This is a genomic window from Dactylosporangium sp. NPDC051541, assembly GCF_044454505.1.
In the GTDB taxonomy this organism is placed as follows: domain Bacteria; phylum Actinomycetota; class Actinomycetes; order Mycobacteriales; family Micromonosporaceae; genus Dactylosporangium.
The window spans coordinates 1,222,509-1,245,387 of the sequence record NZ_JBITDU010000001.1 but is presented as its reverse complement, the minus strand read 5'-3'; the positions used below and the strand labels follow the sequence as shown (position 1 = coordinate 1,245,387).

At 72.2% G+C, this 22,879-nt stretch carries 17 protein-coding genes and 1 tRNA gene; 4 read left to right on the top strand and 14 right to left on the bottom strand.

The window, feature by feature from the left end; all coding sequences use genetic code 11:
* Positions 1-30: 30 nt before the first annotated feature.
* Both fxsT and ACIA8L_RS05690 read right to left on the bottom strand, forming a co-directional pair.
* On the bottom strand, positions 31-3,660 hold the full coding sequence (gene fxsT, locus ACIA8L_RS05695) for an FxSxx-COOH system tetratricopeptide repeat protein (RefSeq protein ID WP_395900761.1): 3,630 nt from the start codon (positions 3,658-3,660) through the stop codon (positions 31-33).
* A complete protein-coding gene (locus ACIA8L_RS05690) occupies positions 3,657-5,060 on the bottom strand; it encodes a hypothetical protein (protein WP_395901746.1) in 1,404 nt (467 codons plus the stop codon). Before ACIA8L_RS05690 ends, fxsT begins: the two co-directional genes overlap by 4 nt.
* A 238-nt stretch (positions 5,061-5,298) precedes the next feature.
* Between ACIA8L_RS05690 and ACIA8L_RS05685 the strand changes: the two genes are divergently transcribed.
* Entirely contained in the window at positions 5,299-5,631 is a 333-nt protein-coding gene (locus ACIA8L_RS05685; protein WP_395900759.1) for an STAS domain-containing protein, read from the top strand.
* Here ACIA8L_RS05685 and ACIA8L_RS05680 read toward each other — a convergent pair.
* From ACIA8L_RS05680 to argS, 11 genes are all read right to left on the bottom strand, one after another.
* Entirely contained in the window at positions 5,628-5,828 is a 201-nt protein-coding gene (locus ACIA8L_RS05680; RefSeq protein WP_395900757.1) for a DUF2945 domain-containing protein, read from the bottom strand. The two genes, ACIA8L_RS05685 and ACIA8L_RS05680, sit on opposite strands and share 4 nt — an antisense overlap.
* Positions 5,829-5,893: 65 nt before the next feature.
* Positions 5,894-8,119: a transcription termination factor Rho gene (rho, locus tag ACIA8L_RS05675; protein ID WP_395900755.1), complete on the bottom strand. Its 2,226-nt coding sequence runs from the start codon at positions 8,117-8,119 to the stop codon at positions 5,894-5,896.
* A 714-nt stretch (positions 8,120-8,833) separates the two neighbouring features.
* A complete protein-coding gene (gene thrB, locus ACIA8L_RS05670; RefSeq protein WP_395900753.1) occupies positions 8,834-9,727 on the bottom strand; it encodes a homoserine kinase in 894 nt (297 codons plus the stop codon).
* A 30-nt stretch (positions 9,728-9,757) separates the two neighbouring features.
* Positions 9,758-9,958 carry a hypothetical protein gene (locus ACIA8L_RS05665; protein WP_395900751.1) on the bottom strand — a complete coding sequence of 67 codons (201 nt, stop codon included), beginning with the start codon at positions 9,956-9,958 and terminating at the stop codon, positions 9,758-9,760.
* A gap of 4 nt (positions 9,959-9,962) precedes the next feature.
* Positions 9,963-10,814 carry an SPFH domain-containing protein gene (locus ACIA8L_RS05660; RefSeq protein ID WP_395900749.1) on the bottom strand — a complete coding sequence of 284 codons (852 nt, stop codon included), beginning with the start codon at positions 10,812-10,814 and terminating at the stop codon, positions 9,963-9,965.
* A 103-nt stretch (positions 10,815-10,917) separates the two neighbouring features.
* A complete protein-coding gene (locus tag ACIA8L_RS05655) occupies positions 10,918-13,149 on the bottom strand; it encodes a hypothetical protein (RefSeq protein ID WP_395900747.1) in 2,232 nt (743 codons plus the stop codon).
* Between the two features lie 109 nt (positions 13,150-13,258).
* Positions 13,259-14,473: an MFS transporter gene (locus ACIA8L_RS05650; protein ID WP_395900745.1), complete on the bottom strand. Its 1,215-nt coding sequence runs from the start codon at positions 14,471-14,473 to the stop codon at positions 13,259-13,261.
* Between the two features lie 171 nt (positions 14,474-14,644).
* Positions 14,645-15,694 carry a threonine synthase gene (gene thrC, locus ACIA8L_RS05645; protein WP_395900743.1) on the bottom strand — a complete coding sequence of 350 codons (1,050 nt, stop codon included), beginning with the start codon at positions 15,692-15,694 and terminating at the stop codon, positions 14,645-14,647.
* 6 nt (positions 15,695-15,700) lie between these two features.
* Positions 15,701-16,972 carry a homoserine dehydrogenase gene (locus ACIA8L_RS05640; RefSeq protein WP_395900741.1) on the bottom strand — a complete coding sequence of 424 codons (1,272 nt, stop codon included), beginning with the start codon at positions 16,970-16,972 and terminating at the stop codon, positions 15,701-15,703.
* Between the two features lie 15 nt (positions 16,973-16,987).
* The gene (gene lysA / locus ACIA8L_RS05635) at positions 16,988-18,373 is read right to left on the bottom strand and encodes a diaminopimelate decarboxylase (RefSeq protein ID WP_395900739.1); all 1,386 of its coding nucleotides are present in this window, start codon (positions 18,371-18,373) and stop codon (positions 16,988-16,990) included.
* 8 nt (positions 18,374-18,381) lie between these two features.
* Entirely contained in the window at positions 18,382-20,040 is a 1,659-nt protein-coding gene (gene argS / locus ACIA8L_RS05630) for an arginine--tRNA ligase (protein WP_395900737.1), read from the bottom strand.
* A 176-nt stretch (positions 20,041-20,216) separates the two neighbouring features.
* On the opposite strand from argS, the gene ACIA8L_RS05625 reads away from it, so the two are divergent.
* The 3 genes from ACIA8L_RS05625 (at position 20,217) to ACIA8L_RS05615 (ending at position 22,160) form a co-directional block, all read left to right on the top strand.
* Entirely contained in the window at positions 20,217-21,197 is a 981-nt protein-coding gene (locus ACIA8L_RS05625; RefSeq protein ID WP_395900735.1) for a DUF3105 domain-containing protein, read from the top strand.
* 4 nt (positions 21,198-21,201) lie between these two features.
* The gene (locus ACIA8L_RS05620) at positions 21,202-21,825 is read left to right on the top strand and encodes a DUF305 domain-containing protein (protein WP_395900733.1); all 624 of its coding nucleotides are present in this window, start codon (positions 21,202-21,204) and stop codon (positions 21,823-21,825) included.
* Between the two features lie 263 nt (positions 21,826-22,088).
* Positions 22,089-22,160, top strand: a tRNA-Arg gene (locus tag ACIA8L_RS05615).
* A gap of 275 nt (positions 22,161-22,435) precedes the next feature.
* Here the strand turns inward: ACIA8L_RS05615 and ACIA8L_RS05610 are convergent.
* Entirely contained in the window at positions 22,436-22,669 is a 234-nt protein-coding gene (locus ACIA8L_RS05610; protein WP_395900731.1) for a hypothetical protein, read from the bottom strand.
* Positions 22,670-22,879: the final 210 nt, after the last annotated feature.

Sequence of the window (22,879 nt, the reverse complement as noted above, 5' to 3'; positions counted from 1 at the left end):
GTCCGCTCGACCGTGGCGGCCTCGTGGAGATCAGGTAGCCGGCAGCTCGACATCGAACTCGAGCCGGCGGCCGGCGAACGCGGTCAACGTCGCCGGATGGGTGTCGCCCAAGCGGCGCCGCAGGGCCTCGGCGGCCGCGGCGACCGTGCCGCGGTCGTCGCCCTGGGGGTGGGCCGCGCGCAGGTCGAGGGCGTGGTTGAACGAGGCGACCAGCAGCGCCGGATGCGAGACCCCGAACGCCGACTGCGCCACCCGGACCGTGTCCCGGGAGGCGATGACGGCGCCGGCGGTCTGGCCGGCCATGGCCAGGTCGGAGGCGTAGCCGATGGCACAGGCGACCGCGAACGGGTGCTCGGCGCCGACGGAGTGGGCGAGGCCGACGAGGGCGTGGCGGTCCAGTTCCGCGGCCGCGGACGGGTCGCCTTCGGCCCGCAGGGCGGCGGCGAGGGCGGCCTGGGCGGCGTGGGTGAAGGGGTGGCGTTCGCCCAGGATGGTGGTGAAGCCGTCGGCGGCCTGCTGGGCGGCCGCGCGGGCCAGGGCGAACTCGCCGCAGGCGCGGATGCAGTTGGCGTAGGTGAGCACGGCGGAGAGGGAGTCGGCGCTGTGGTCGCCGTACTTCTCCAGCCAGAGGGACATCGTCGCCTCGGCCTCTTTGCGGGCCCGCGGATAGGCCCCGGCCCGGCGCAGGGCCATGGCCAGGTAGCGCATGCCGGTCAGGACGCCCGGGTGGTCCTCGCCGAACGCGTCGCTGTAGGCCGGCAGCGCGCCGGTGAGGATCTCGATGGCGACCTCGTGCTCGCCGAGGCCGAAGCGGTTGTGGGCGAGGCTGATCAGCGACCACAGCGTTTCGGGGTGCGGGTGGGGCAGTACCCGCCGGCGGTGCATCAGGGTCTGCTCGTCGATGACTCGAGCCTGTTTGAAGTCGCCGAGCAGGCGCATGTCGACGGCGAGGTTGTTGGCGCAGCGCAGGGTGCGGGGGTAGGCCTCGCCGAAGAGGCGGCGGTAGCGGTCGAGGTTGTCCAGGTCGACGTTGCGGGCGGCCACGAACTCGCCGCGCAGGCGCAGGTCGGCGCCGACGCTGTTGGCGGTCATGAGGGTGCTCTCGTCGTCGTCGCCGAAGACGCGCCGGAGGCTGGCCAGGGTCTGCTGGTTGAGCTTGGCCGCCTCGCCGGCGTCGCCGCCCGCGCGCAGGGCGTTGGCCAGGTGGTAGGCGGCGGCGAGGGTGTCCTCGTGTTCCTCGCCGAGGGCGAGGCGCCAGCGGTCGTAGGCGTGCTGGGCGACGGTGCGGCTGCTGTCGTGGTCGCCGCGGACGAACAGAAACCGGACGTAGTGCAGCATCAGCTGCCGGGACTCGTCGGTCGCGCCGGCCAGCAGGTCGGAGTACAGCAGGTGCGCGCTGAGCTCCTCATAACGCGGCCACGAGGCCGGGTCGTCGGGGATGGCGGGGTCGGCCGCGGTGAGCACGTCGTGGGCGGCCTGCTGATAGATGGGGTACTCCTTCACCCCCAGCCGCTCCAGGAGCAGCAGCTGCCCGAGGCGGTGCACCTGGACCGACTGCAGCGCCGGGTCGACCTGCGCGAGGCCGAACTGGGCCAGCTCCCGCAGCGCCGTGCGCAGCGCCTTCTCGACCCGCACCAGCGAGCCGAGCGGGGCCGGCAGCCCGGCGCCGCGGCTCTCCCACAGCACGTTCCACGAGACGGGCTCGCCGGCCAGGAACGCGCACACGTCCAGGAGCCGGGCCGCGCCGGGGTTGCGCTCGGCGAGCTCGGCGTAGGCGAGGTTCCAGGTGACCACGATCGGGCTCGGGTATTCGGGCCGGTCCGCGGTGCCGCCCATGTCCCGGCGCAGCTCGTCGTAGCGGCGCAGGTAGTCGGCGGCGGCCCAGCCGGTCGCGTTCTGGGTGGCGGCGGCCTGCTCCATCGCCATCGGCACGTCGCCGAGGCGGGCGGCGAGGGTGTGGGCCTGCGATCCGCTGACGGCGGGGGTACGCCGGGTCAGCAGCAGCACGCTCTCGGCCCGGGTGAACGCGCCGACCTCGATGGCGTGGCCCATGTCGGCCCAGCGCGGGTTGCGGGAGGTGACGAGCACGTGGCCGGTGCCGCGGGGCAGATACGGGTCGAGATCCTCGGGCCGGCTGGCGTTGTCGAAGATCAGGAGCCAGCGTCGGTACGGTGACCCGCGCTCGAGGGTCTCACGAAGTGCTTGGAGGGTCCGGTTGAGGTCGCCGCTCTCGCGGAGCTTGAGGGCGCGGGCGAGGCCGGCCAGGGCCACCCGCATCGGCGCCACCTGCTCGGCCGGCACCCACCACACGAGGTCGTACTCCCCCGCGTAGCGGTGCGTGTATTCCAGCGCCAGCTGCGTCTTGCCGGTGCCGCCGAGGGAGTGCCGGGCGTCCGGCAGCAGCGTGACGATGCCGGAGTCGAGCTTGCGGCCGATCTCGTCGAGGACCGCGTCGCGGCCGACGAAGCCGGAGTTGCGTTGCGGCACGGCATTGCGCACCTGATGTGGTGTCCTCACGTGCACGTGTCGCTCCCCGGCCGCATCCGAGCGGCTTGCTGCCCCGCCACCAGCTGTACCGTCCCCCTCGCGCTCGGCGCCCGGCCCGGCGAACCGGTCCGCGATATCGACTTCGGTCACACTGCCGCTACCGTCCGGCGCTCCGCTTCCGGCCAGAGGGCCAGAACCGCCGGCCGCGCTCCAGGCCGCCGTCAGCGCCTCGGCCAGCTCGGCGTGCGCGCCGCCGAGAACCCGCAGGACCGGCGCGGCGGCCGCGGCGAACGCCGGCCCGAGCGGGCGCAGCGGGGCCGGGTCACCCGCGACGACCGCCTGGTCGAGGTCGGCTCCCGCGAGGTGATCGGCGACAAGACGTACCACCGCCAAGGCTTCCGCGCTTTGCAGGGCGGCCAGCAGCGCCTCCCGCACCCCGGGGTGGAAGTCGTAGTCTGCCGGCGGCTCCGCCGATGTGTGCCGGAGCAGGCCGCCCAGGAAGACCTCGGCCAGGTGGTCGGGGCGGGCCTCGGGCAGCCGCGCGGCCTGCACGAGCCGCATGACCGGCAGCGTGAGGGGCGCCGCGGCGAGGAGACCGGCGAGGCGGTAGGCCGTCGGGGAGACCGTGGCCCGGAACGCCTTCACCCGGCGATCGGCGGGCAGCGGCGCGAGCGGGGCCGGGACGGACTCCTCGGCGGGCGCGTCCGCGGGGCGGCCGGGGAGCAGCGCGGCGGTGGGGAACGGGCCCGCGGCGGTGCCGGTGACGAGCGCGACCCACCGCGGGTCGAGGACCGGGACCGCGAGCCGGCCGTCGAGCGCGGTGTTGGGCGCGGTCAGCTCGACCCGGTCGAGGGGCTGGCGGCCGCGGCGCCACATGCGCGACGGCAGCAGGTGCAGGATCGCCGTGGGTCCTTCGCCGGCCAGCCGCTCCAGCAGCGGGTGCAGCGCGCCCTCCCACTGCGGGCTCACGCCGTCGGTGACGATCAGGGTGAGGCGCCGGGCGGCCGGCAGTCGCAGGCCGGGGTCGAGCGGGTGCTCGATGCCGCCGTCGAGGGCTTGGCGCAGCTCGGCGAGGGTGTGCTCGTGCAGGACCATCGACGGGGCGGCGTCGACCAGCAGCGTGAGCTCGTCGAAGCCCAGCGCGGTGAGGGGGGTCAGGTCGGCGAGGTTCATCCCCGGTCCTCGTCGGCGTCGGGGGCCCGCCAGCGAGCCGCGGCGTCGTCGGGCCAGCGGCCGGCCTCGTCCCAGAGCAGGGCCAGGTGGTGGCCGGGGTGCTCGGCGTTGCCGAACGCCTCCCGGCGCAGCCGGTGGACCAGGCCGGGCAGCTCGGCGACGCTGGAGACGTCGAGGATCTCATCCAGGCGGCCGGCGGTGTGCCAGTCGAAGCCGGGCCGGCACCAGACCGCCACCGGCAGGCCCATCGTCAGGGCGACGCCGAGCTCGTCGGCGGCCAGGCCCGGCTCCTCGCTGGGCGGGAACTCCTGCATGAAGCAGATCCGCGGCTCCTCCCACAGCTGCGCGCCGAGCGCGGCGAGGTTGGGCTCGGGCCGGTCGAGGAAGAACACGGCCTTGGCGTCGCTGAGATGGCCGTGGGCGCGCAGGCGTTTGGACTTGCGGTTCCAGTAGGGCCGCAGCCCGCGGCTGACCCCGCGCTCCCACGAGCGCAGCACCACCGAATGCCGGACGCCGAGCGGGAGCGGCCCGGCCCCCATCGCGGGCCCGACCGGCCACTGGTCGACGGGGAGGTTGCCGAGGGCCTTGGGCAGGATGCACTCGACGAGCACGTCGTTGGCGTCGGAGGCGTGGGCGGCGAGGACCGCGGCCAGATGCCGGTCGACCTCGGCCGGCAGGTCCTCGGCGGCGACGGCGGTCTCAGCGGCCGCGAGGGCCAGGCCGGGGTCGTCGCCGGCCTGCGTCTCGGCCTGCGACCAGGCGGAGACGCGGTAGCCGGGGCCGGCCCAGTCGCGTTCGATGCGCAGGACCAGGATCGTGCGGGAGCCGCGGGCCGCTGCGGGGCTCAGCGCGGCCAGCCAGTCGGCCGGGGCGCCGGTGCGCTCGAGGTGCGCCTCCAGCCAGGCCCGCAGGTCGGCCCGCAGCCCGGCTTCGGCCTCGGCGGCGAGCGCGGCCACGAAGGCGAGCAGGGCCGGTGGCTGCTCGGGCGGTCGCAGCAGGCCTTCCAGGTGCACCAGCAGGTCGGCCCCGGTGTCACCCGGGGGCCGGTCGGGCCCGGCGGCACCGACGGCGGCCCGATAGGGACCGGCGACGGGCAGGTGGCCGGACCGGGCGATCAACTCCAGCAGGCGCCGGCGTTCCAAAGCCTGCAGCAGTGGTACCGGTGCCGCCCGCAACTGCACCCGGAACCCGTCGGCATCAGGCCCCAGCAGGTCCCCGAGCGTGTGCAGCGCGCCGGGAACCGCCGCGCACTGCCGCACGAACTCCTCGGCCTCCGCGGTGGGCGGCCCGGGCAGGTCCAGGCCGAGCTCGGCCTCGAGGGCGGTGCGCAGGGACGCCAGGTCGGGGTGGGCGCCGGGCAGGGTCACGGCCATCGCCGACAGGACGGATCCGCCCAGCATGCTCACGGCCGCGCCTGCCCTTCGTCCGCGGCGCCGAGCCCTGGAACGGCTCGGCTGGGCGTCCATACTGATCTGCGTCACCGTACGCCAGACTCGCGTCACTGGAAACCCGTGCCTGTGGTGCTACGGGCGCAAAAAGTCCGGAATCGTCAGACACGTGCCGGCCTGTCGGCCAACGGCGGAGATTCCGATAGGCCCCAGATTCGCCACTGTGGACGAGAGGTCCGATACTGGTGGCGTGGCGGACTTCCCGATCCGCGTGCTGCCCGACTTCCAGGGCGGTGCGATCCTCGCCGTGCAGGGCGAGGTCGACGTGGCCACCGCGCCCGCGCTGCGCGAGGCCATCGTCCGCGCGGTCGACGGCCGCCCGGCGCGGGTCGTGATCGACCTGGGCGCCGTGTCGTTCCTGGACTCCAGCGCGCTCGGGGTGCTGATCAGCGGGTACAAGTACGCGCTGGGCGCCGGGGTGCCGGTGCTGCTGTCGAAGCCGGGCCCGGGGGTGTACCGCCTGCTGCGCACGAGCGGCATGGTGGAGATCTTCGAGATCCTCGACCCGCCGGAAGTGGATTAGCTCAACGCTTCGGGCTTGTGTACGGCTTCGCGGCCCGTTTTCGCGCTCTTCACGAGGTACTGCGGCTCGTCCTTCGACGCCGCGACCGTCCGCCCGGCGGCCTTCGTGCGCCCGGTCAGCTTCCGCTCGACCGTGCCTTCGACGGTGACGCCGTGCGAGCGCCACCGGACCTTGTTCCCGCGCCGGAAGTTCTTCATACGGTCCCAGATACCCGAACGGCCCCGAAGCACGCGCTCCGGGGCCGTTCGAGTGGTGCGGGTGCTTACTCGCCCGGCGTGGTCTGGGCGATCTGCATGAGGAACTCGACGTTGGTCCGGGTCTTCTTGAGCCGGTCCAGCAGGAGGTTGAGCGCCTCCTGCGAGTCGAGGGCGTGCAGCACCTTGCGCAGCTTGATGACGATCGCGAGCTCGTCCGGCGCGAGGAGGATCTCTTCCTTACGCGTGCTGGACGGGTCGATGTCGATCGCCGGGAAGATGCGCCGGTCGGCGATCTTCCGGTCGAGCTTGAGCTCGGCGTTGCCGGTGCCCTTGAACTCCTCGAAGATGACCGTGTCACCGGTGGAGCCGGTCTCGACCAGCGCCGTAGCGATGATGGTCAGCGAGCCGCCGTTCTCGATGTTGCGGGCCGCGCCGAGGAAGCGCTTCGGCGGGTACAGCGCCGTCGAGTCGATACCGCCGGACAGGATGCGGCCGGAGGCGGGCGACGCGTTGTTGTAGGCGCGGCCGAGCCGGGTGATCGAGTCGAGCAGCACGACCACGTCGTGGCCGAGCTCGACCAGGCGCTTGGCCCGCTCGATGGACAGCTCCGCGACGGTCGTGTGGTCCGTCGGCGGCCGGTCGAAGGTCGAGGCGATGACCTCGCCCTTCACCGAGCGCTGCATGTCGGTGACCTCTTCGGGCCGCTCGTCGACCAGCACGACCATGAGGTGGCACTCGGGGTTGTTGCGGGTGATCGCGTTGGCGATCGCCTGCAGCACCATGGTCTTGCCGGCCTTCGGGGGCGACACGACGAGCGCGCGCTGACCCTTGCCGATCGGCATCACCAGGTCGATGACGCGGGTCGTGAGGATGTGCGGCTCGGTCTCCAAGCGGAGGCGGTCCTGCGGGTACAGCGGGGTCAGCTTGTAGAACTCGGGGCGGCGCTTGGCCTCCTCCGGGTCCATGCCGTTGACGGTGTCGAGCCGGACCAGCGGGTTGTACTTGTCTCGCCGCTGCTCGCCGTCGCGCGGCTGCCGCACGGCCCCGGTCACGGCGTCGCCGCGGCGCAGCCCGTAGCGCTTCACCTGCGACATGGCGACGTAGACGTCGTTGGAGCCGGACAGGTAGCCGGTGGTGCGCACGAACGCGTAGTTGTCGAGCACGTCGAGGATGCCGGCCACGGGCACGAGCACGTCGTCCTCGTTGACCTGCGGCTCGCTGCCGCCGCGGCTCGCGGTGGGGGCCTCGGCGCCGTCGCGGTCGCGGCCCCGGCGGCGGTCGCGGAACCGGCTGCGCCGGCCCCGGCGGCCCGTGCCGTCGTCGTCCTCGTCGTCGGCGAACCCGCCGCCGCCGCGCTGGTTGCGGTCACCGCGGTCGGCCCGGTCGCCCCGGTCGTTGCGGTCCGGCCCGTTGCGGTCCGGCCCGTTGCGGTCGGCCCGCTCGGTGCGGTCACCGCGGTCGGTGCGCTCGGCCCGGTCGTTGCGCTCGGACCGCTCGGTCCGGTCGCCGCGGTCGGTGCGGTCGGCCCGCTCGCCGCGCTCCGCCCGGTCGGTGGTGGCGCGCTCGCCGCGGTCGGTGCGCTCGGCCCGGTCGGTGGTGGCACGCTCGCCGCGGTCGGTGCGCTCGCCGCGCTCGGCCCGGTCGGTGGTGGTCCGCTCGGCCCGCTCGCCACGGTCGGCCCGCTCCGCGCGGTCGGTGGTGGCGCGCTCGCCACGGTCCGCCCGCTCGGCGCGCTCCGCGCGGTCGGTGGTGGTGCGCTCGCCGCGGTCGGCCCGCTCACGGCGGGGCCGCTCGGTCCGCTCGGCGACCGGCTCGGCCGCCGCCGGCTCGGCCTGGGCGGCCGGCTCGGCCGGGGCCGCGGCGGTCTCCTCGCGCGTGGCCCGCGGCTCCGGCGGACCGGCGGCGCGGGTGGCCCGACGAGGGGAGCGGGCCGGCGCCTCGGTGACCTCGGTCGCCGACGGCCACTCGGCCTCGGGGGCCTCGGCGGCGCGGGCCTCGGTGCTGCGCGCGCGGGTGGTCCGGGCCGGGGCCGCGGTGGCCTTCGGCTCGGCCGCGGGGCGCGCGTCACCCGCCTGGCGCTCCTGGATGGCGGTCACGAGCTCGCCCTTGCGCATGCGGGCGGTTCCGGAGATGCCCAACGAGGCGGCCAGGCTCTGCAGCTCGGGAAGCAGCATGCCGGCCAGCCCCGTGCCAGAGCGGCGCCGGCGCGTCGCGCCGGCCTCGGCGCCGTCGGCCTCGACCGCGGTGCGGTCGGTTGAGACATCCGACGTGACGTCGGTGGTGTCGCTCAATGGATTCCTTCCCTCGTTAGGTCCGGAGCCGGCCCGCGTTCGACAGTCGGTGGCCGGGCGGCCCACGGCTACTTCCACCTCGTCTGACGAGGCGGAAGGTTGTGCTCCCCGGTGACGCATGTGCTCGGGGGTCTTGCGTCGGCCCCGGTGCTCGGGGGTCTTGCCGGCCCCGGTGTGCGCGGGGGTCTTGCGTCGGCCCCGGATGCGGGGGTTGTGCGCCTCGCTTCGCATCGACGGTGCGAATCGAGGGAGGTGTTGCAGCGCTGGGCGGTGGGCCTGGACGCCACAATTTGCGTCATCGGCCCAGCCGTGCGCGCGCGATCACAGGAAACGCGGGTTGGCGGCCGGGCGTGCGCAAAGGGGTGCCACGGAATTCGGAGCACGCCGCCCCGCATGAGATCGCCGCACAGAGCGGCTGCTTAAGACTAGAGAGTAATCAACTCCGCCAGCCAGCGGCAACAGGGCCCCGCTCGGCGTGTTCCAGCGTACCTCATGCCACCACCCCCAAAGCACCTACGGCGCCGACACACAGGCCGCACCTCCGCACCGCCGAGCCGCACCCCTGCGCTCCGGACCCGCTCATGCCACATCCCCAAAGCACCTACGGCGCCGACACACGCACCGCGCCACCGCGCCACCGCACCTCCGCGCCGCCGCACCTCCGCGCCGCCGCACCTCCGCGCCACCCCGCCGCACCGCACCGCTGCGGCCCGCTCATGGCACATCGCCGAGCCGCGCGCCCGCGACGTCGACGTCCAGCGGCAGGACCCGCCAGCCCGGCACCGGCGGCGGCGTCCATCCGCCGATCCCGAACGCCAGGACGCTGGGTCCGGCCCCCGACACGACGGCGGCGACGCCCTGCCCGCGCAGCCGCCCGACCAGGTCGGCCGTGAGCGGCATGCCGTCGGCGCGGTAGTCCTGGTGGAGCCGGTCCTCGGTGGCCGCGAACAGCCGCGCCGGGTCGGTGGTCAGCGCGTGGACCAGCAGCGCGGCCCGGCCGGCGTTGAACGCGGCGTCGGCGTGCGGGACGGTCTTGGGCAGGGCGGCCCGCGCGGTCTCGGTCAGCCCGCGCCCCTCCGGCACGAACACGACGGGCCGGATGCCGGGGGCGGGCTCGCGGCGCACCGCCGAGGCACCCTGCTCCCCGGTCCAGGCGATGGTGAACCCGCCGAGCAGGCAGGGCGCCACGTTGTCCGGGTGCCCCTCGATCGCGTCGGCCAGCACCAGCGCGGCGGCGTCGTCCAGCCGCGCCGCCCCGTCCTCGATGAGCCCCCGGGCCAGCACGATCCCGGCGACGATGGCGGCCGAGGAGGAGCCGAGCCCGCGGGCCTGCGGAATCCCGTTGCGGCAGCGCAGGGCCAGCCCGGCCGGCCGCTCCCCGAGCACCTCGAAGGCCCGCCGCATGGCCCGCACGACCAGGTGGCTCTCGTCCGACGGCAGGTCACCGGCCCCTTCGCCGGTCACCTCGACCGTCACCCCGCCGGCGGTGACCCGCGCCTCGACGACGTCGTACAGCGTCAGCGCGAGCCCGAGCGCGTCGAACCCGGGCCCGAGGTTGGCGCTGGTCGCCGGCACGCGCACGGCGACGGGGCGGGTCAGGAAGGCCATGCCGACATCTCATCATGAGGACGACGGCTCTCAACCTTCGGGACCGTCGGCGTCCGGCTCCTCGTCGTCGTCGCGGCCGCGTTTGGGTTCGCGCCCGGCCTGGCGCAGCGCCAGCCGGAGCGCGAACTCGATCTGGGAGTTGACACTGCGCAGCTCGTCCCCGGCCCAGCGGGCCACGGCGTCGTAGACCTGGGGATCGAGCCGCAGCAGCAGCTTCTTGCGGTCCGGCACGTCGTCAGGCGTACAGGGTGCCGGTGTTGACCACGGGCTGGACGTTGCGGTCGCCGCAGAGGACGACCAGCAGGTTGGCCACCATCTGCGCCTTGCGCTCCTCGTCGAGCTCGACCACGTCCAGCTCGGCGAGGCGCTCCAGCGCGCTCTGCACCATGCCGACCGCCCCCTCGACGATCTTGAAGCGGGCCCCGACGATGGCGCTGGCCTGCTGGCGGGCGAGCATGGCCTGGGCGATCTCGGGGGCGTAGGCGAGGTGCGTGATCCGCGACTCGAGGACCTCGACCCCGGCCAGCGCGACCCGCTCCCCCAGCTCCGTCGTCAGCTCCTCGCTCACCACGTTGCCCGCGCGCAGGCTGGACCGGCCGTCGCCGTGCGACTCGTACGGGTAGCTGGTCGCCAGGTGCCGCACCGCCGCCTCCGACTGCACGGCGACGTAGGAGATGTGGTCGTCGACGCCGAACGAGGCCTTGAAGGTGTCGACGACCCGCCACACGACCACGGCCGCGATCTCGACCGGGTTGCCGTCGGCGTCGGACACCTTGAGCCGGTCGGTCTCGAAGTTGCGGACCCGCCGCGAGAGGCTGCGCTTCTTGCTCAGCGGCACCGTCCAGTGGAAGCCGGCTTCGGCGATGGTCCCGACGTAGCGACCGAAGAACTGGATCACCCGCGCCTCGTTGGGATTGACCACGACGAACCCGCTCATGATCAGCGCCGCGGCCAGCGCCAGCACCACGATCCCGGCGGACGCGGGCCCTTCCTCGAGCCCGGCCCCCAGCCCGGCGCCCGCGGCGACCAGGACGAGCAACACGAGCACCATCACGAACCCGTTGACCCGAAACGCCCGTCGCTCCATGACTGCTCCCCTCAGGCGGCACCGGCCTCGTCCGTGAAGACGTAGTCGGCCGGCGCCGGCTTCCATCGCTATCGAAGTGATATCACTACGATAGCCCCGGCCGTCAACCCCGCGAAAGTTCCACCCCGGCGTCGCCCGCGGGGCCCTGTCCCGGGTCCGCGCCGGGCTCGATCCCCAGCCGCCGCAGCTCGTCGACGGGGCGCTGCAGATCGCGGGTGATTCGCGCATCGTGCAAAATCCGGTAGGCGTGGCGCAGGTTCTCCTCCGCCGTCCGCGGCCGGCCGCTCGCCCCGTGCACCACCCCGAGCTCGATCAGCGCGGCCGCCTCCCCCGAGCGGTCCTTGAGCTCGCGGCTCAGGCGCAGCGCGTCGGTCAGCGCCTCGAGCTTCCGCTGCGGGTCCGGTGCGATGGACCCGAGCTCCCGCAGCAGCGTGGCCCGGCCCAGCCGGTTGCCGAGCCGGCCGTAGATCGCCTGCGCCGCCTCGAGGTGCTCGGCCGCCTCGCCGTCCAGCCCGAGCCGGCGCATCGTCCGCGCGAGGTTGATGTGCGCGTGGGCCTCCCCGAGCGGCGGCCCCGCCTCCTGGTAGAGCGCCAGCGCCCGCGCGAGCTGCCCCGCGGCGCCGGCATAGTCGGGCGGCGAGGCGAAGAAGTCGAACATGCCCAGGTCCTGCCACACGTTGGCCCGGCCGCGCCGGTCGTCCAGCCGTTCGTAGGCGGCCAGCGCCGCCCGGAACGTCGCCGCCGCCTCCTCCCGGCGCCGCTGCCGGTCGAGGACCACGGCCAGGGTGTTGAGGACGTGCGCGGCGCCGAGCTCGGCGGCCTCGCCGGTGGCGCCGCGGAACAGCTCCTGGGCCCGGAGCAGGTCGTCGGTGGCCTCGTCGAGGCGGTCGAGCAGGCGGTTGAGCTGGCCGCGCTCGTGCCGGGCGTAGCCGGCGGCCAGGGGCAGGGCCAGGGCCTCGGCGGCGGCGATGGCCCTGGTCTGCAGTTCGTGGGAGGCGGTCCACTGGCCCTCGTTGCGCAGCAGCCCGGCCAGGGCGAGGCCGAACCGGATCGTCCACCGCCGCCCGCGGTCGGAGTCGTCGCGGTGGGCGTGCTCGGCGCAGGCCCGCAGCTCGTCCAGGTGGTCGCGGGCCCAGGCGACGCCCGCGAAGGCGTCGGCGAAGGGGGCCGGGACCGGCGAGGCGGGGGCGTCGAGCTCGATCCGGTACGGCTGCCGCGTGAGGATCGCGTCGGTCTGGGTCGCGATCCGGTGGTAGTAGGCCAGCAGCCGTTCGACCGCGGCGTCGTGCCCCGTGGTGTCGCCCCGCTCGGCGAGGCTGCGGGCGAACTGCCGGACCAGATCGTGCAGCCGGTACTCGGCGCCGTCCCCCTCGATCAGCCCCTCCTCCGTCAGCGCGTCCAGTTGCCGCCTGGTCTCGCGCACCCCGGCGTCCATGAGCGCGGCCGCCGCGCCCGGGCCGATCGCCGGGACCGGCGCCACCGCCAGCCGTTGCAGCAGCACCCGCAGCTGCGGCCGGAGTTCTTCGTAGGACCGTGCGAAGGTCTTGGCCACGCTGATCTCCCCCTCGTCGACTTCGCCGAGCGCGTGCACGATGCTGCTCTCCTCGCGCAGGTCGGCGAGGCGTTCGGCCAGGGTGACCGGCGTGTCCCTGAGCCCCAGGACAGCGATCTTGATGGCCAGCGGATGGTAGGCGCAGAAGGCGGCCAGGTCGGCACACGCGGCCACCTCGTCCCGGTCGCGCTCGTCGTCGAGCTCGCGGCCGGCGATCTGGCGGATCAGGGCCTCGGCGGCCGGCGGCGGCAGGGCCTCCAGCGGCAATGGGTCGACGGGCCAGTCGACCTTCAGCCCGCTCAGGCGCTTGCGGCTGGTGATCAGCACGACGTGGTCGGAGTCGGCCGGCAGGAACGGGCCGACCTGGCCGACCTGGATGACGTTGTCCAGCAGGAGCACCACGAGCCGGCCCGCCACCTCGGCCCGCCACCGGCCGGAGCGGGCGCCGAGGCTGGACGGGAGCTCCTTCTCGTCGACCTTCCGGGACCGCAGCAGGTCGGCCAGGAGGGTGCGCAGCTCGTCCTCGCCCGCCCCGGCGAACCGGATGCAGGCGAAGACCAGGTCCGGGGCCTCGCGGCCGAGCCGGTGCGCGAGCTCCCGGGCCAGCCGGCGGGCGAACTCGGTCTTGCCGATCCCGGCGACACCGCCGATGAGCAGGATCTTCCGCGGTGTGACCGAGTCGCCGACGGACTCGACCGCCCGCCGCAGGTCCTCGTCGCGGCCCACGAACCGGCCCGACCCCGCGCCCAGGTTGCTGAAGCTGGGGATGTCCGGGGCGTCCACCAAGCCAACCTAATCGAGCAGAGGTGATCGACGCTCGGGTGATCGACGCTCAGGTCATCGACGCTCAGGTCATCGACGCTCAGGTCATCGACGCTCAGGTGATCGACGCTCAGGTCGCGCGGTTGGGCAGGGGGCGGCGCAGGGCGACCAGAGCCCACGCGCCCGAGTAGAGCAGGGTCACCGCGCCGCAGGCGGCGATCAGCAGGCGCGGGTTGGTGTGGTCGATGAACGCGCCGACGGCCAGCTGGCTCACCGCGACCGAGAGCGTGGCCAGCATGAAGTCGGTCGCGAAGACGCGGCCGCGCAGGGCGTCGGGGACCTCCGCCTGCAGCACGAAGTTGGACATCATCCAGTTGCCGCCGGCGGCCAGATGCGCGAGCACGACGCCGGCCAGTACCAATGGGAACCATGTCGTCAGACTGACGCCCAGATAGGCCAGGCCGTAGAGGGACATCGACAGCGCCAGGCCCGGCAGCAGCCAGCTGTGGTGGGACAGGGCCTTGCGCAGCACGACCGGGCCGATCAGCGCGCCCAGGCCGCGGGCCGCGAACAGCAGGCCGGTGCCGAGCGGGCCGGCCCCCAGCAGCGGGGCCAGCAGCGGGAAGACCGTCAGCACGCCGTTGCCGAGCCCGACCGCGGACTTCACGGTGACGAGCGAGGCGATCCGCGGGTTGTGGCGGATGTAGCGCAGCGACTCCCCGATCGCCGCGAACGTCGGCGCCGGCTCCTTCGTGCGCTCGGCCTGCAGGGGGCGGCGGACCCGCCAGACCTGCACCGCCGAGAACAGCAGCAGGGCGGAGGCGAGGGCGAAGCACGGGTAGGCGCCGAACGCCTCCGACGCGATCCCGCCCAGCGACGCCCCGATGACCAGCATCGTCCCCCACGCCGAGCCGGCCAGGGTGTTGGCCGCCGGCAGGTCCTCGGCGTCGACGACGTTGGGCAGGGCGGCCTGAGCGGCGGGGCTGAAGAACGCCTTGGCCACCGCGATCGCCCCCACGCCGACCAGGGCGATCCAGGCCGTGGCGGGCGTGCGGACCAGCAGCAGGAGCAGGGCGCAGGCGGCCATCGCCAGGTCGGCGGCGATGAGGATGCGGCGGCGGTCGAAGCGGTCGGCGACGGTCCCGGTGTATGGCAGCAGCAGCGCCATCAGCCCGGTGTCGGCGGCCAGGGCCAGGCCACCCCACAGGCCGGAGCCGGTGAGGTGGGGCAGCAGCGTGAGCAGCGGAATCATCACGAACCAGTCGGCCCCGAGACCGATCAGGTCGGCGGTGAACAGGTTCCGGAAATCACGGTTGCGGGTAAGGACCGAAAGCGCTGGCGGCACCTGCACACCGTAGTGGTTGTTCTGCGGTTTCTACCGTCCGCACCGCGGACGTGGAAGGTCGGCCCCCCAGGGCCGACCGTTGTCTGGCGGGAGCAACGGTCGCGCCCACGGCGGACCCGAGTCCGCAGCTTTCAGGCCTTTCTCCTGTTGTGGCCCTTTGGCCACAAAGCCTTAAGCCAAGTCAAGCGCCTTGGCGGCGGCCAGCGGATCGGCGGGAATCGTCGTCGGCGCGGGCGCGGTGGAGATCGCCCATTCGGGGTCCTTGAGGCCGTGGCCGGTGACCGTGCAGACGATCGTCTGGCCCGGGTCGATGCGGCCCTGCTCGGTCGCCTGCAGGAGGCCGGCCACGCTGGCGGCGCTGCCGAGCTCGACGAACACGCCGACCGAGCGGGCCAGCAGCCGGTAGGCCCGCAGGATGTCGCGGTCGGTCACGGCGTCGATGAGGCCGCCGGACTCGTCGCGGGCGTCGGTGGCCTTCGTCCAGCTGGCCGGGTTGCCGATGCGGATGGCGGTGGCGATCGTGCTGGGCTCGCGCACGACGGCGCCGTTGACGATCGGGGCGGCGCCGGAGGCCTGGAAGCCGAACATGCGGGGCTTGCGGGTGGCGTTGCCGGCCGCGTGGTCCTCCTGGTAGCCCATCCAGTAGGCGCTGATGTTGCCGGCGTTGCCGACCGGCAGACAGTGGATGTGCGGGGCGTCGCCGAGGGACCGCACGATCTCGAACGCGGCGGTCTTCTGGCCCTGCAGCCGGTCCGGGTTGACCGAGTTGACCAGGGCGACCGGGTAGTCCAGGGCAAGCTTGCTCGCGAGGGCCAGGCAGTCGTCGAAGTTGCCGCTGACCTGCAGGAGGCGGGCGCCGTGGACGAGGGCCTGGGCCAGCTTGCCCAGCGCGATCTTGCCGGTGGGGACGAGGACGGCGCAGGTGATGCCGGCCCGGGCGGCGTAGGCGGCGGCCGAGGCCGACGTGTTGCCGGTCGAGGCGCAGATGATCGCCTTCGACCCCTCTTCGAGGGCCTTGGAGACCGCGACGGTCATGCCGCGGTCCTTGAAGGAGCCGGTGGGGTTGGCCCCTTCGATCTTGAGGTAGACGTCGCAGCCGGTCCGCGCGGAGAGCTCCGGCGCCGGCAGCAGCGGCGTGTTGCCTTCGTGCAGTGTTACCACCGGGGTCTGCGGCCCGACCGGCAGGCGGTCCCGGAATTCCTCGATCAACCCACGCCACATGGCGCCTTACTCCCCTTCGACCCGCAGAACGCTTGCGACGGCACGAACGATGTCCAGGCCCCGCAGCTCGGCGACGGTCGCGGCGAGGGCCCGATCCGGCGCGGCGTGCGTGACGATCACGAGCACGGCCTGGTTGCCGCGGCCGGACTGGTTGACGGTCGCGATGCTGACACCGTGTTTGGCGAAGACACCCGCGACCGCCGCGAGGACGCCCGCCTTGTCGGAGACGTCCAGGCTGATGTGGTACCTCGTGAGGACGTCCCCGATCGGTGAGACGGGCAGGTCCGCGTAGGCCGACTCGGAGGCGCTGCGCACACCGGCGAGGCGGTTGCGGGCCACGGCGACCACGTCCCCGAGCACCGCGGACGCCGTCGGGGCACCACCCGCGCCGCGGCCGTAGAACATGAGCTGGCCCGCGGCCTCGGCCTCGACGAACACGGCGTTGAAGGCGTCGCTCACGCCGGCGAGGGGGTGGGTCCGCGGGATCATCGCCGGGTGGACGCGTACCGAGACCGCGCCGTTGGCCTTGGACGCGATGCAGAGCAGCTTGATGGTGCTGCCCATCGCCCGGGCGCTGGCGACGTCGGCCGCGGTGACCTCGGTGATGCCCTCCCGGTAGACGTCGGCCGAGGTGACGCGGCTGTGGAACGCCATCGAGGCCAGGATCGCGGCCTTCGCGGCGGCGTCGAAGCCCTCCACGTCGGCCGTCGGGTCGGCCTCGGCGTAGCCGAGCGCGGTCGCCTCCTCCAGGGCCTCGGCGTAGCCGGCCCCGGTCTCGTCCATTGAGGAGAGGATGAAGTTGGTGGTGCCGTTGACGATGCCGGTGACCCGGGTGATGCGGTCGCCGTGCAGCGAGTCGCGCAGGGGTCGCAGCAGCGGGATGGCACCGGCGACGGACGCCTCGTAGTAGAGGTCCGCGCCGCAGTCGGCGGCCGCCTTGTGCAGCGTGGCGCCGTCCTCACCGAGCAGCGCCTTGTTGGCGGTGACCACGCTCTTGCCGCCGTGCAGGGCCTCGAGGAGCCAGGTGCGGGCCGGCTCGATGCCGCCGACGACCTCCACCACGATGTCGACGTCGTCCCGCGTCACCAGGCCCAGAGCATCCGTGGTGTACAGGCTGGGGTCGATCGGCAGCTCACGAGTCTTGCCGAGCCGGCGGACGGCCACGCCCACGAGCTCCAGCGGCGCGCCGATGCGGGCCGTGAGGTCGTCCTCCTGCTCGTGCAGCAGTCGGACCACCTCGGAACCGACGGTCCCGCAGCCCAGCAGCGCTACCTTCACCGATTGCGGCATCTGTCACCCCACGTCCAGTCTCAGCAGATCGTCCACGGTCTCCCGGCGGACGATGACGCGCGATGCGCCGTCGGCCACCGCCACGACCGGCGGGCGGGGGACGTGGTTGTAGTTGCTCGCCATGCTGCGGCAGTAGGCTCCGGTGCCCGGGACCGCGAGAAGATCTCCGGCCTTGACGTCGGCCGGCAGGAATTCATCTTTCACGACGATGTCCCCGGACTCACAATGTTTTCCCACGACCCGGGCGAGAATCGGCGGTTCGGAGGATGCCCGGCCGGCCACCGTGGCCGAGTAGGCGGCGTCGTAGAGCGCCGTGCGGATGTTGTCGCTCATGCCGCCGTCGACTGAAACGTACGTGCGGATGCCGTCGACGTCCTTGACCGTGCCGACCTCGTAGAGGGTGAACATCGACGGTCCGACGATGGCCCGGCCCGGCTCGACGGACAGGTGCGGGACGGCCAGGTGCAGCGCGGCGCACTCCTGCTTGACGATCCGCAGCAGGTCGCCGGCGAGCTGGTGGGGGTCGGCCGGCTCGTCCTGCGTGGTGTACGCGATGCCGAAGCCGCCGCCGAGGTCCAGCTCGGGCAGCTCGCGGCCGTGCTTCACGGCGATCTCGGCGTGGAGTTTCAGCAGCCGGCGGGCGGCGACCTCGAAGCCGGCCGCGTCGAAGATCTGCGAGCCGATGTGCGAGTGCAGGCCGCGCAGGTCCAGGACGCCGTCTTGTTCGATCTTGTCGACGGCCGCGGCCGCGGCGCCGCCGGACAGCGAGAAGCCGAACTTCTGGTCCTCGTGCGCGGTGGCGATGAACTCGTGCGTGTGCGCCTCGACGCCGACCGTCACGCGGACCATGACCGCTGGGCGCTTTTGCGCCTTCTGGGCGATTTGTGTGAGCCGGTCGATCTCGTCGAACGAGTCCACGATGATGCGGCCGATGCCATGCTCGACCGCCTGCGTGAGCTCCTCGACCGACTTGTTGTTGCCGTGCAGGCCGATGCGCTCCGGTGGCATGCCGCCCCTGATGGCGATGGCGAGCTCGCCGCCGGTACACACGTCCAGGCTCAGTCCTTCTTCCACCAGGATCTTGACGATCGCGGTGGCGATGAAGGCCTTGCCGGCGTAGTAGACGTCAGCGCCGCCGAACGCGGTCCGGAAATTTCGGCATCTGTCCCGGAAGTCCGCTTCGTCGAAGACGTACGCGGGGGTGCCGTGGTCCTGCTTGATCTGGTGGACGTCGACGCCACCGACGGTCAGCGCTCCGCCTTGTCCGCGAGTGACCGTTTTGGGCCACAAAATCGGGATTAATGCGTTTACATCACCCGGCGTGCGCAGCCAGGAGGGACCGTTGGAGCCGAGATCCGCGTGCAGCGTCCCGGCCTCGTGTGCGCGCATGGCTTCCTCTACATCTGTTCCGGCGCGGAGACGCCGAGCAGGTCCAGGCCGTTGACGATGACCTGCCGGGTGGCGGCGTTGAGCCAGAGCCGGGCCCGGTGCGTCTCCGTGAACTCCTCGTCACCCCGGGGCAGCACCAGGCAGTTGTCGTAGAACCGGTGATAGGCCCCGGCCAGGTCCTCCAGATAGCGGGCCACCCGGTGCGGTTCCCGCAGCTCCGCCGCGGTGGCGACGATACCCGGAAAATCTCCGAGCGCCTTCAGAAGATCCAGTTCCTTCTCGTGTACCAGTTGAGCCGCGTCGTAGGTGTCCGAGCGCTCGTATCCATGGTCCACCGCGTTGCGCGCGATCGACGAGATCCGGGCCCCGACGTACTGCACGTAGAAGACCGGGTTGTCGTTCTTCTGCCGCGTGATGACGTCGATGTCCAGCGTCAGGGGGGAGTCGGTGGAGGAGCGGGCCAGCGAGTATCGGGCCGCGTCCACGCCGACGGCGTCGATGAACTCGTCGAGGGTGATCAGGGTGCCGGCCCGCTTGCTGAGCCGGACCGGCTCGCCGCCGCGCAGGAGGCTGACCAGCTGGCCGATCAGGACCTCGATGTTGCGCTTCGGGTCGTCACCGGCGCAGGCCGCGATGGCCTTGAGCCGGCCGATGTAGCCGTGGTGGTCGGCGCCCAGCATGTAGATGCAGCGCTCGAAGCCGCGCTCGCGCTTGTTGATGTAATACGCGGCGTCGGCGGCGAAGTAGGTCTTCTCCCCGTTGGAGCGGATCAGCACCCGGTCCTTGTCGTCGCCGAAGTCCGTGGTGCGTAGCCAGACCGCGCCGTCCTGCTCGAACACGTGGCCCTGTTTGCGCAGCTCGTCGAGGGCGTGCTCGACGGCGCCGCCCTCGTGCAGGGTCCGCTCCGAGAACCAGACGTCGAAGTGGACGCCGAAGCGCTCGAGGCTGTCCTGCATCTCCTTGAGCATGGCTTTGTAGCCTTCGCTCTGGAACTTGTCTCGCTGCTCGCTTTCCGACATTTGCAGAATGTCAGGATTTGCGCGTACTACGGCCTTCGCGACGTCCTGGATGTATTCGCCGGGATAGCCGTCCTGCGGGGTCGGCTGGTTGTGCGCGGCGGCCATGACCGACTCGCCGAACCGCGCCATCTGGACGCCGGCGTCGTTGATGTAGTGCTCGCGGGTGACATCGGCGCCGGCCGCGGTGAGGATCCGGCCCAGCGCGTCGCCGACCGCCGCCCAGCGGGTGTGGCCGAGGTGGACGGGGCCGGTGGGGTTCGCCGAGACGAACTCCAGGTTGACCTTCTCCTTGGCCAGGGTCTCGCTGCGGCCGTACTGCCGGCCGGCCCGGACGATCAACCCGGCCAGCTCACCGACGGCCTCCGCCGCGAGCCGGATGTTCAGGAAGCCCGGCCCGGCGATCTCCACACTGGCGATGCCGGGAGTTTCCTGCAAGTTTTTCGCGACCGCGGCCGCCATCTCGCGCGGATTCAGGCCGACCTTCTTGCCCAGTTGCAAGGCGATATTGGACGCATAGTCACCATGCTCCGGGTTTCGGGGTCGCTCCACGCTGGTCGCCGCCGGGAGCACGGAGACATCGAGCTCACGCTCGGTGATGGCCGCCCGGGCGGCGGCGAGGACTGCTACGGCGAGTTCAGCGGGAGTCACCGACAAATGCTATCGGGGGTAGACTCCGGTACTTGGCGGCGGCCCGTTGTGCTGGTCACAATGCGGGACGGCTTTTCCTTTCGGCCGAGCACTACCTGCCGCGACCCCCGACCGTTGACCAGACGAGGCCCGATGAGCGAGCACAACGCTGAGCGTTGCGAGGCGACGAGATGAGCATGAGCACCCAGCACAGTGGCGGCAACCGTAAGCCGTCCACCAAGGCTGTCTCCGGCGCGAAGCCGAAGCAGGGCGGCGACGAGGACGAGGTTCTCGAGGAGGACGCCCTCGTAGAGGACGCTCTCGAGGAGGACGCTCTCGAGGAGGACGCTCTCGAGGAGGACGCTCTCGAGGAGGACGCTCTCGAGGAGGCCGACGAGGCTCCCGCGACGCCGGCCAAGCCCAAGGCGAATCCCCGTAAGTCAGCCCCGGCTCGGAAGACCACCGCCACGACCGCCGGCAAGCGGCCCGCCAGCCGCCCGGCCGCCAAGAAGATCGCCCCGGTCAAGGTCAAACAGGGCGTCTCCTGGGGCCCGATCGCCCTGTTCACCACGGTCGGCGTGCTGGCCCTGGGCATCGTGGGCTTCGCCGGCTACCAGGTCTACGAGAACGGCCTGGGCTGGAAGGACCGCGCGGACCAGATCAGCGGCATCCAGGACTACTACAAGATCGACAAGGCCATGGTCGGCCAGCGCGAGCACGTGTGGGGCCCGCAGACCTACAAGGTCAACCCGCCGGTCGCCGGCAACCACAACGCCAACTGGCAGCGCTGCCTGGGCGACGTCTACACCGCCCCCATCGCCAGCGAGCACGCCCTGCACAGCATGGAGCACGGCGCCGTCTGGATCACGTACAACCCGAGCCTCCCCGCCGACCAGGTGGAGAAGCTGGCCAAGAAGGTCCGCGGCAACGACTACATGCTGATGAGCCCGTTCGAAAACCTGGACAAGCCCATCTCCCTGCAGGCGTGGGGCTTCCAGCTCAAGGTCGACAACGCTGACGACAAGCGCATCGACGAGTTCATCAAGGCCCTGCGCCAGAACGCCAGCCTCGAGGCCGGCACCCCCTGCTCCAGCGGCGACATCATCACCGAAACCGGCACCACGCCCCGCGACCTGGGCAAGGACGGCTCGGCAACCGAGATGGGCGGGGGCAACTAGCCCCGTGTTCGCGCAACTTTCACGGCGGGCACGCCTCACCACAGGCGTGCTCGCCGCCGTCCTCCTGCTGGTCACCGGCGTAGCCATCGGCTACCTCATCCCCTTCTGGAACCGCCCGGGCGACGACTCCATCGACGCCGGCTTCGCCCGCGACATGAGCGTCCACCACGCCCAGGCCGTCGAGATGGGCATGTTCGCCTACCGCCTCGGCACCACGGACGACATCCGCAACCTGGGCTACGACATCGCCGCCAGCCAGCAGTGGCAGATCGGCCAGATGCAGACCTGGCTCACGGAGTGGCACCTCTCCCCCACCTCCGGCAACCGCCCCATGACCTGGATGCCCGACGGCCAGAACACCCTCCAGCCCGACGGCCGCATGCCCGGCATGGCCTCAGCCGACGAACTCAAAAAACTGAAGTCCTCCACCGGCAAAGACTTCGACATCCTCTGGTGCCAACTGATGCTCCGCCACCACCTGGGCGGCATCCACATGGCCGAAGTAGCCGCCAAAAACGCCGAAGACCAGGAAGTCCGCGACGCCGCCGAAAAAATCCGCGTCTCGCAGTCCTACGACATCTCCCAACTGACGGAGAAACTGACCGACCTGGGCTCCAAGCCCATATAACGGCGAGCAAGCTCGCGGCAGGGGAGAGGACTCCACCTGCAACCCCTCACGTGCGCCGCCCTGGGTGCGGGCCTAATTGGGTCACCCTTCAAGCCCTCGCCCGGGCCGACGCTCAGCCGCCCCCTGCCGGACCACCGCGCACCGGCCGGAACCGCTCCTTGAGCGCCCTCCAGGAGCGACCCCCGAACGCCACATCCGCCACACCGGAACCAGTGCGCAGGGGTCGGCGGGGTTCTGCTAGTCTTTGCGTGGCCGTAAGACAGGCCCCCGTAGCTCAGGGGATAGAGCACCGCCCTCCGGAGGCGGGGGCGCAGGTTCGAATCCTGCCGGGGGCACGGGTTAGAGAGAACCTCTCACCAGCTAAAGTGAAGCCCTGGATCAGCGTCAACGCGGTCCAGGGCTTCGTTCGTACGTCCGGCTGTCACCGGCGATTTGCGACCATGATCGGCCAGCCACCCCGAAGTTGGGTGACTCTCTCGGTAGTTCGCCGGGCCAGGCTCGGAAAGGTCTCCAGCGGCCAGCAGCTTGCTCCGCGAAGTCTAGCGATTCACCGAGACGGACTCGTGGGCCTCGGAGGCCAGCACGTCCGCACACCTGCTCACCCTACCCATCATGACCGACTGTCGCTGTCACTCGGCGGCCGGAAGAACAGGTTCGCCGCCAGGGCGGCCAGCATGATGACTCCGCCGAAGACGCCGGCCATCGTGCTGCCGAAGACGACAAGAAGTGCGCCCCCCTCCAGACCTACGAGCGACGCCACCACCACGGCCATGCCAGCGATCAGCCCGGACGTCATCAGTGCGAAGAGCACCGCAAGGGCAAAAAAGACCAGCTTGTCGCGCATCACTACTCCAAGTCTCGATCGGCCTGCAGCTTGAACGCCACACTGGCGAAGCTCGCCGCCGATTCCAGACATGACACGACAGGACCGCCGATTTCTGCCGACGCCCCGGGTAGCCATGGCTGCTGCGCACAAAAAGGCGCCCCGGGAGGTCGTTCCCGGGGCGCCCCGGGAGGCGGGCGCTCCGTCACACGAAGCGCCCGCCCCACCTAT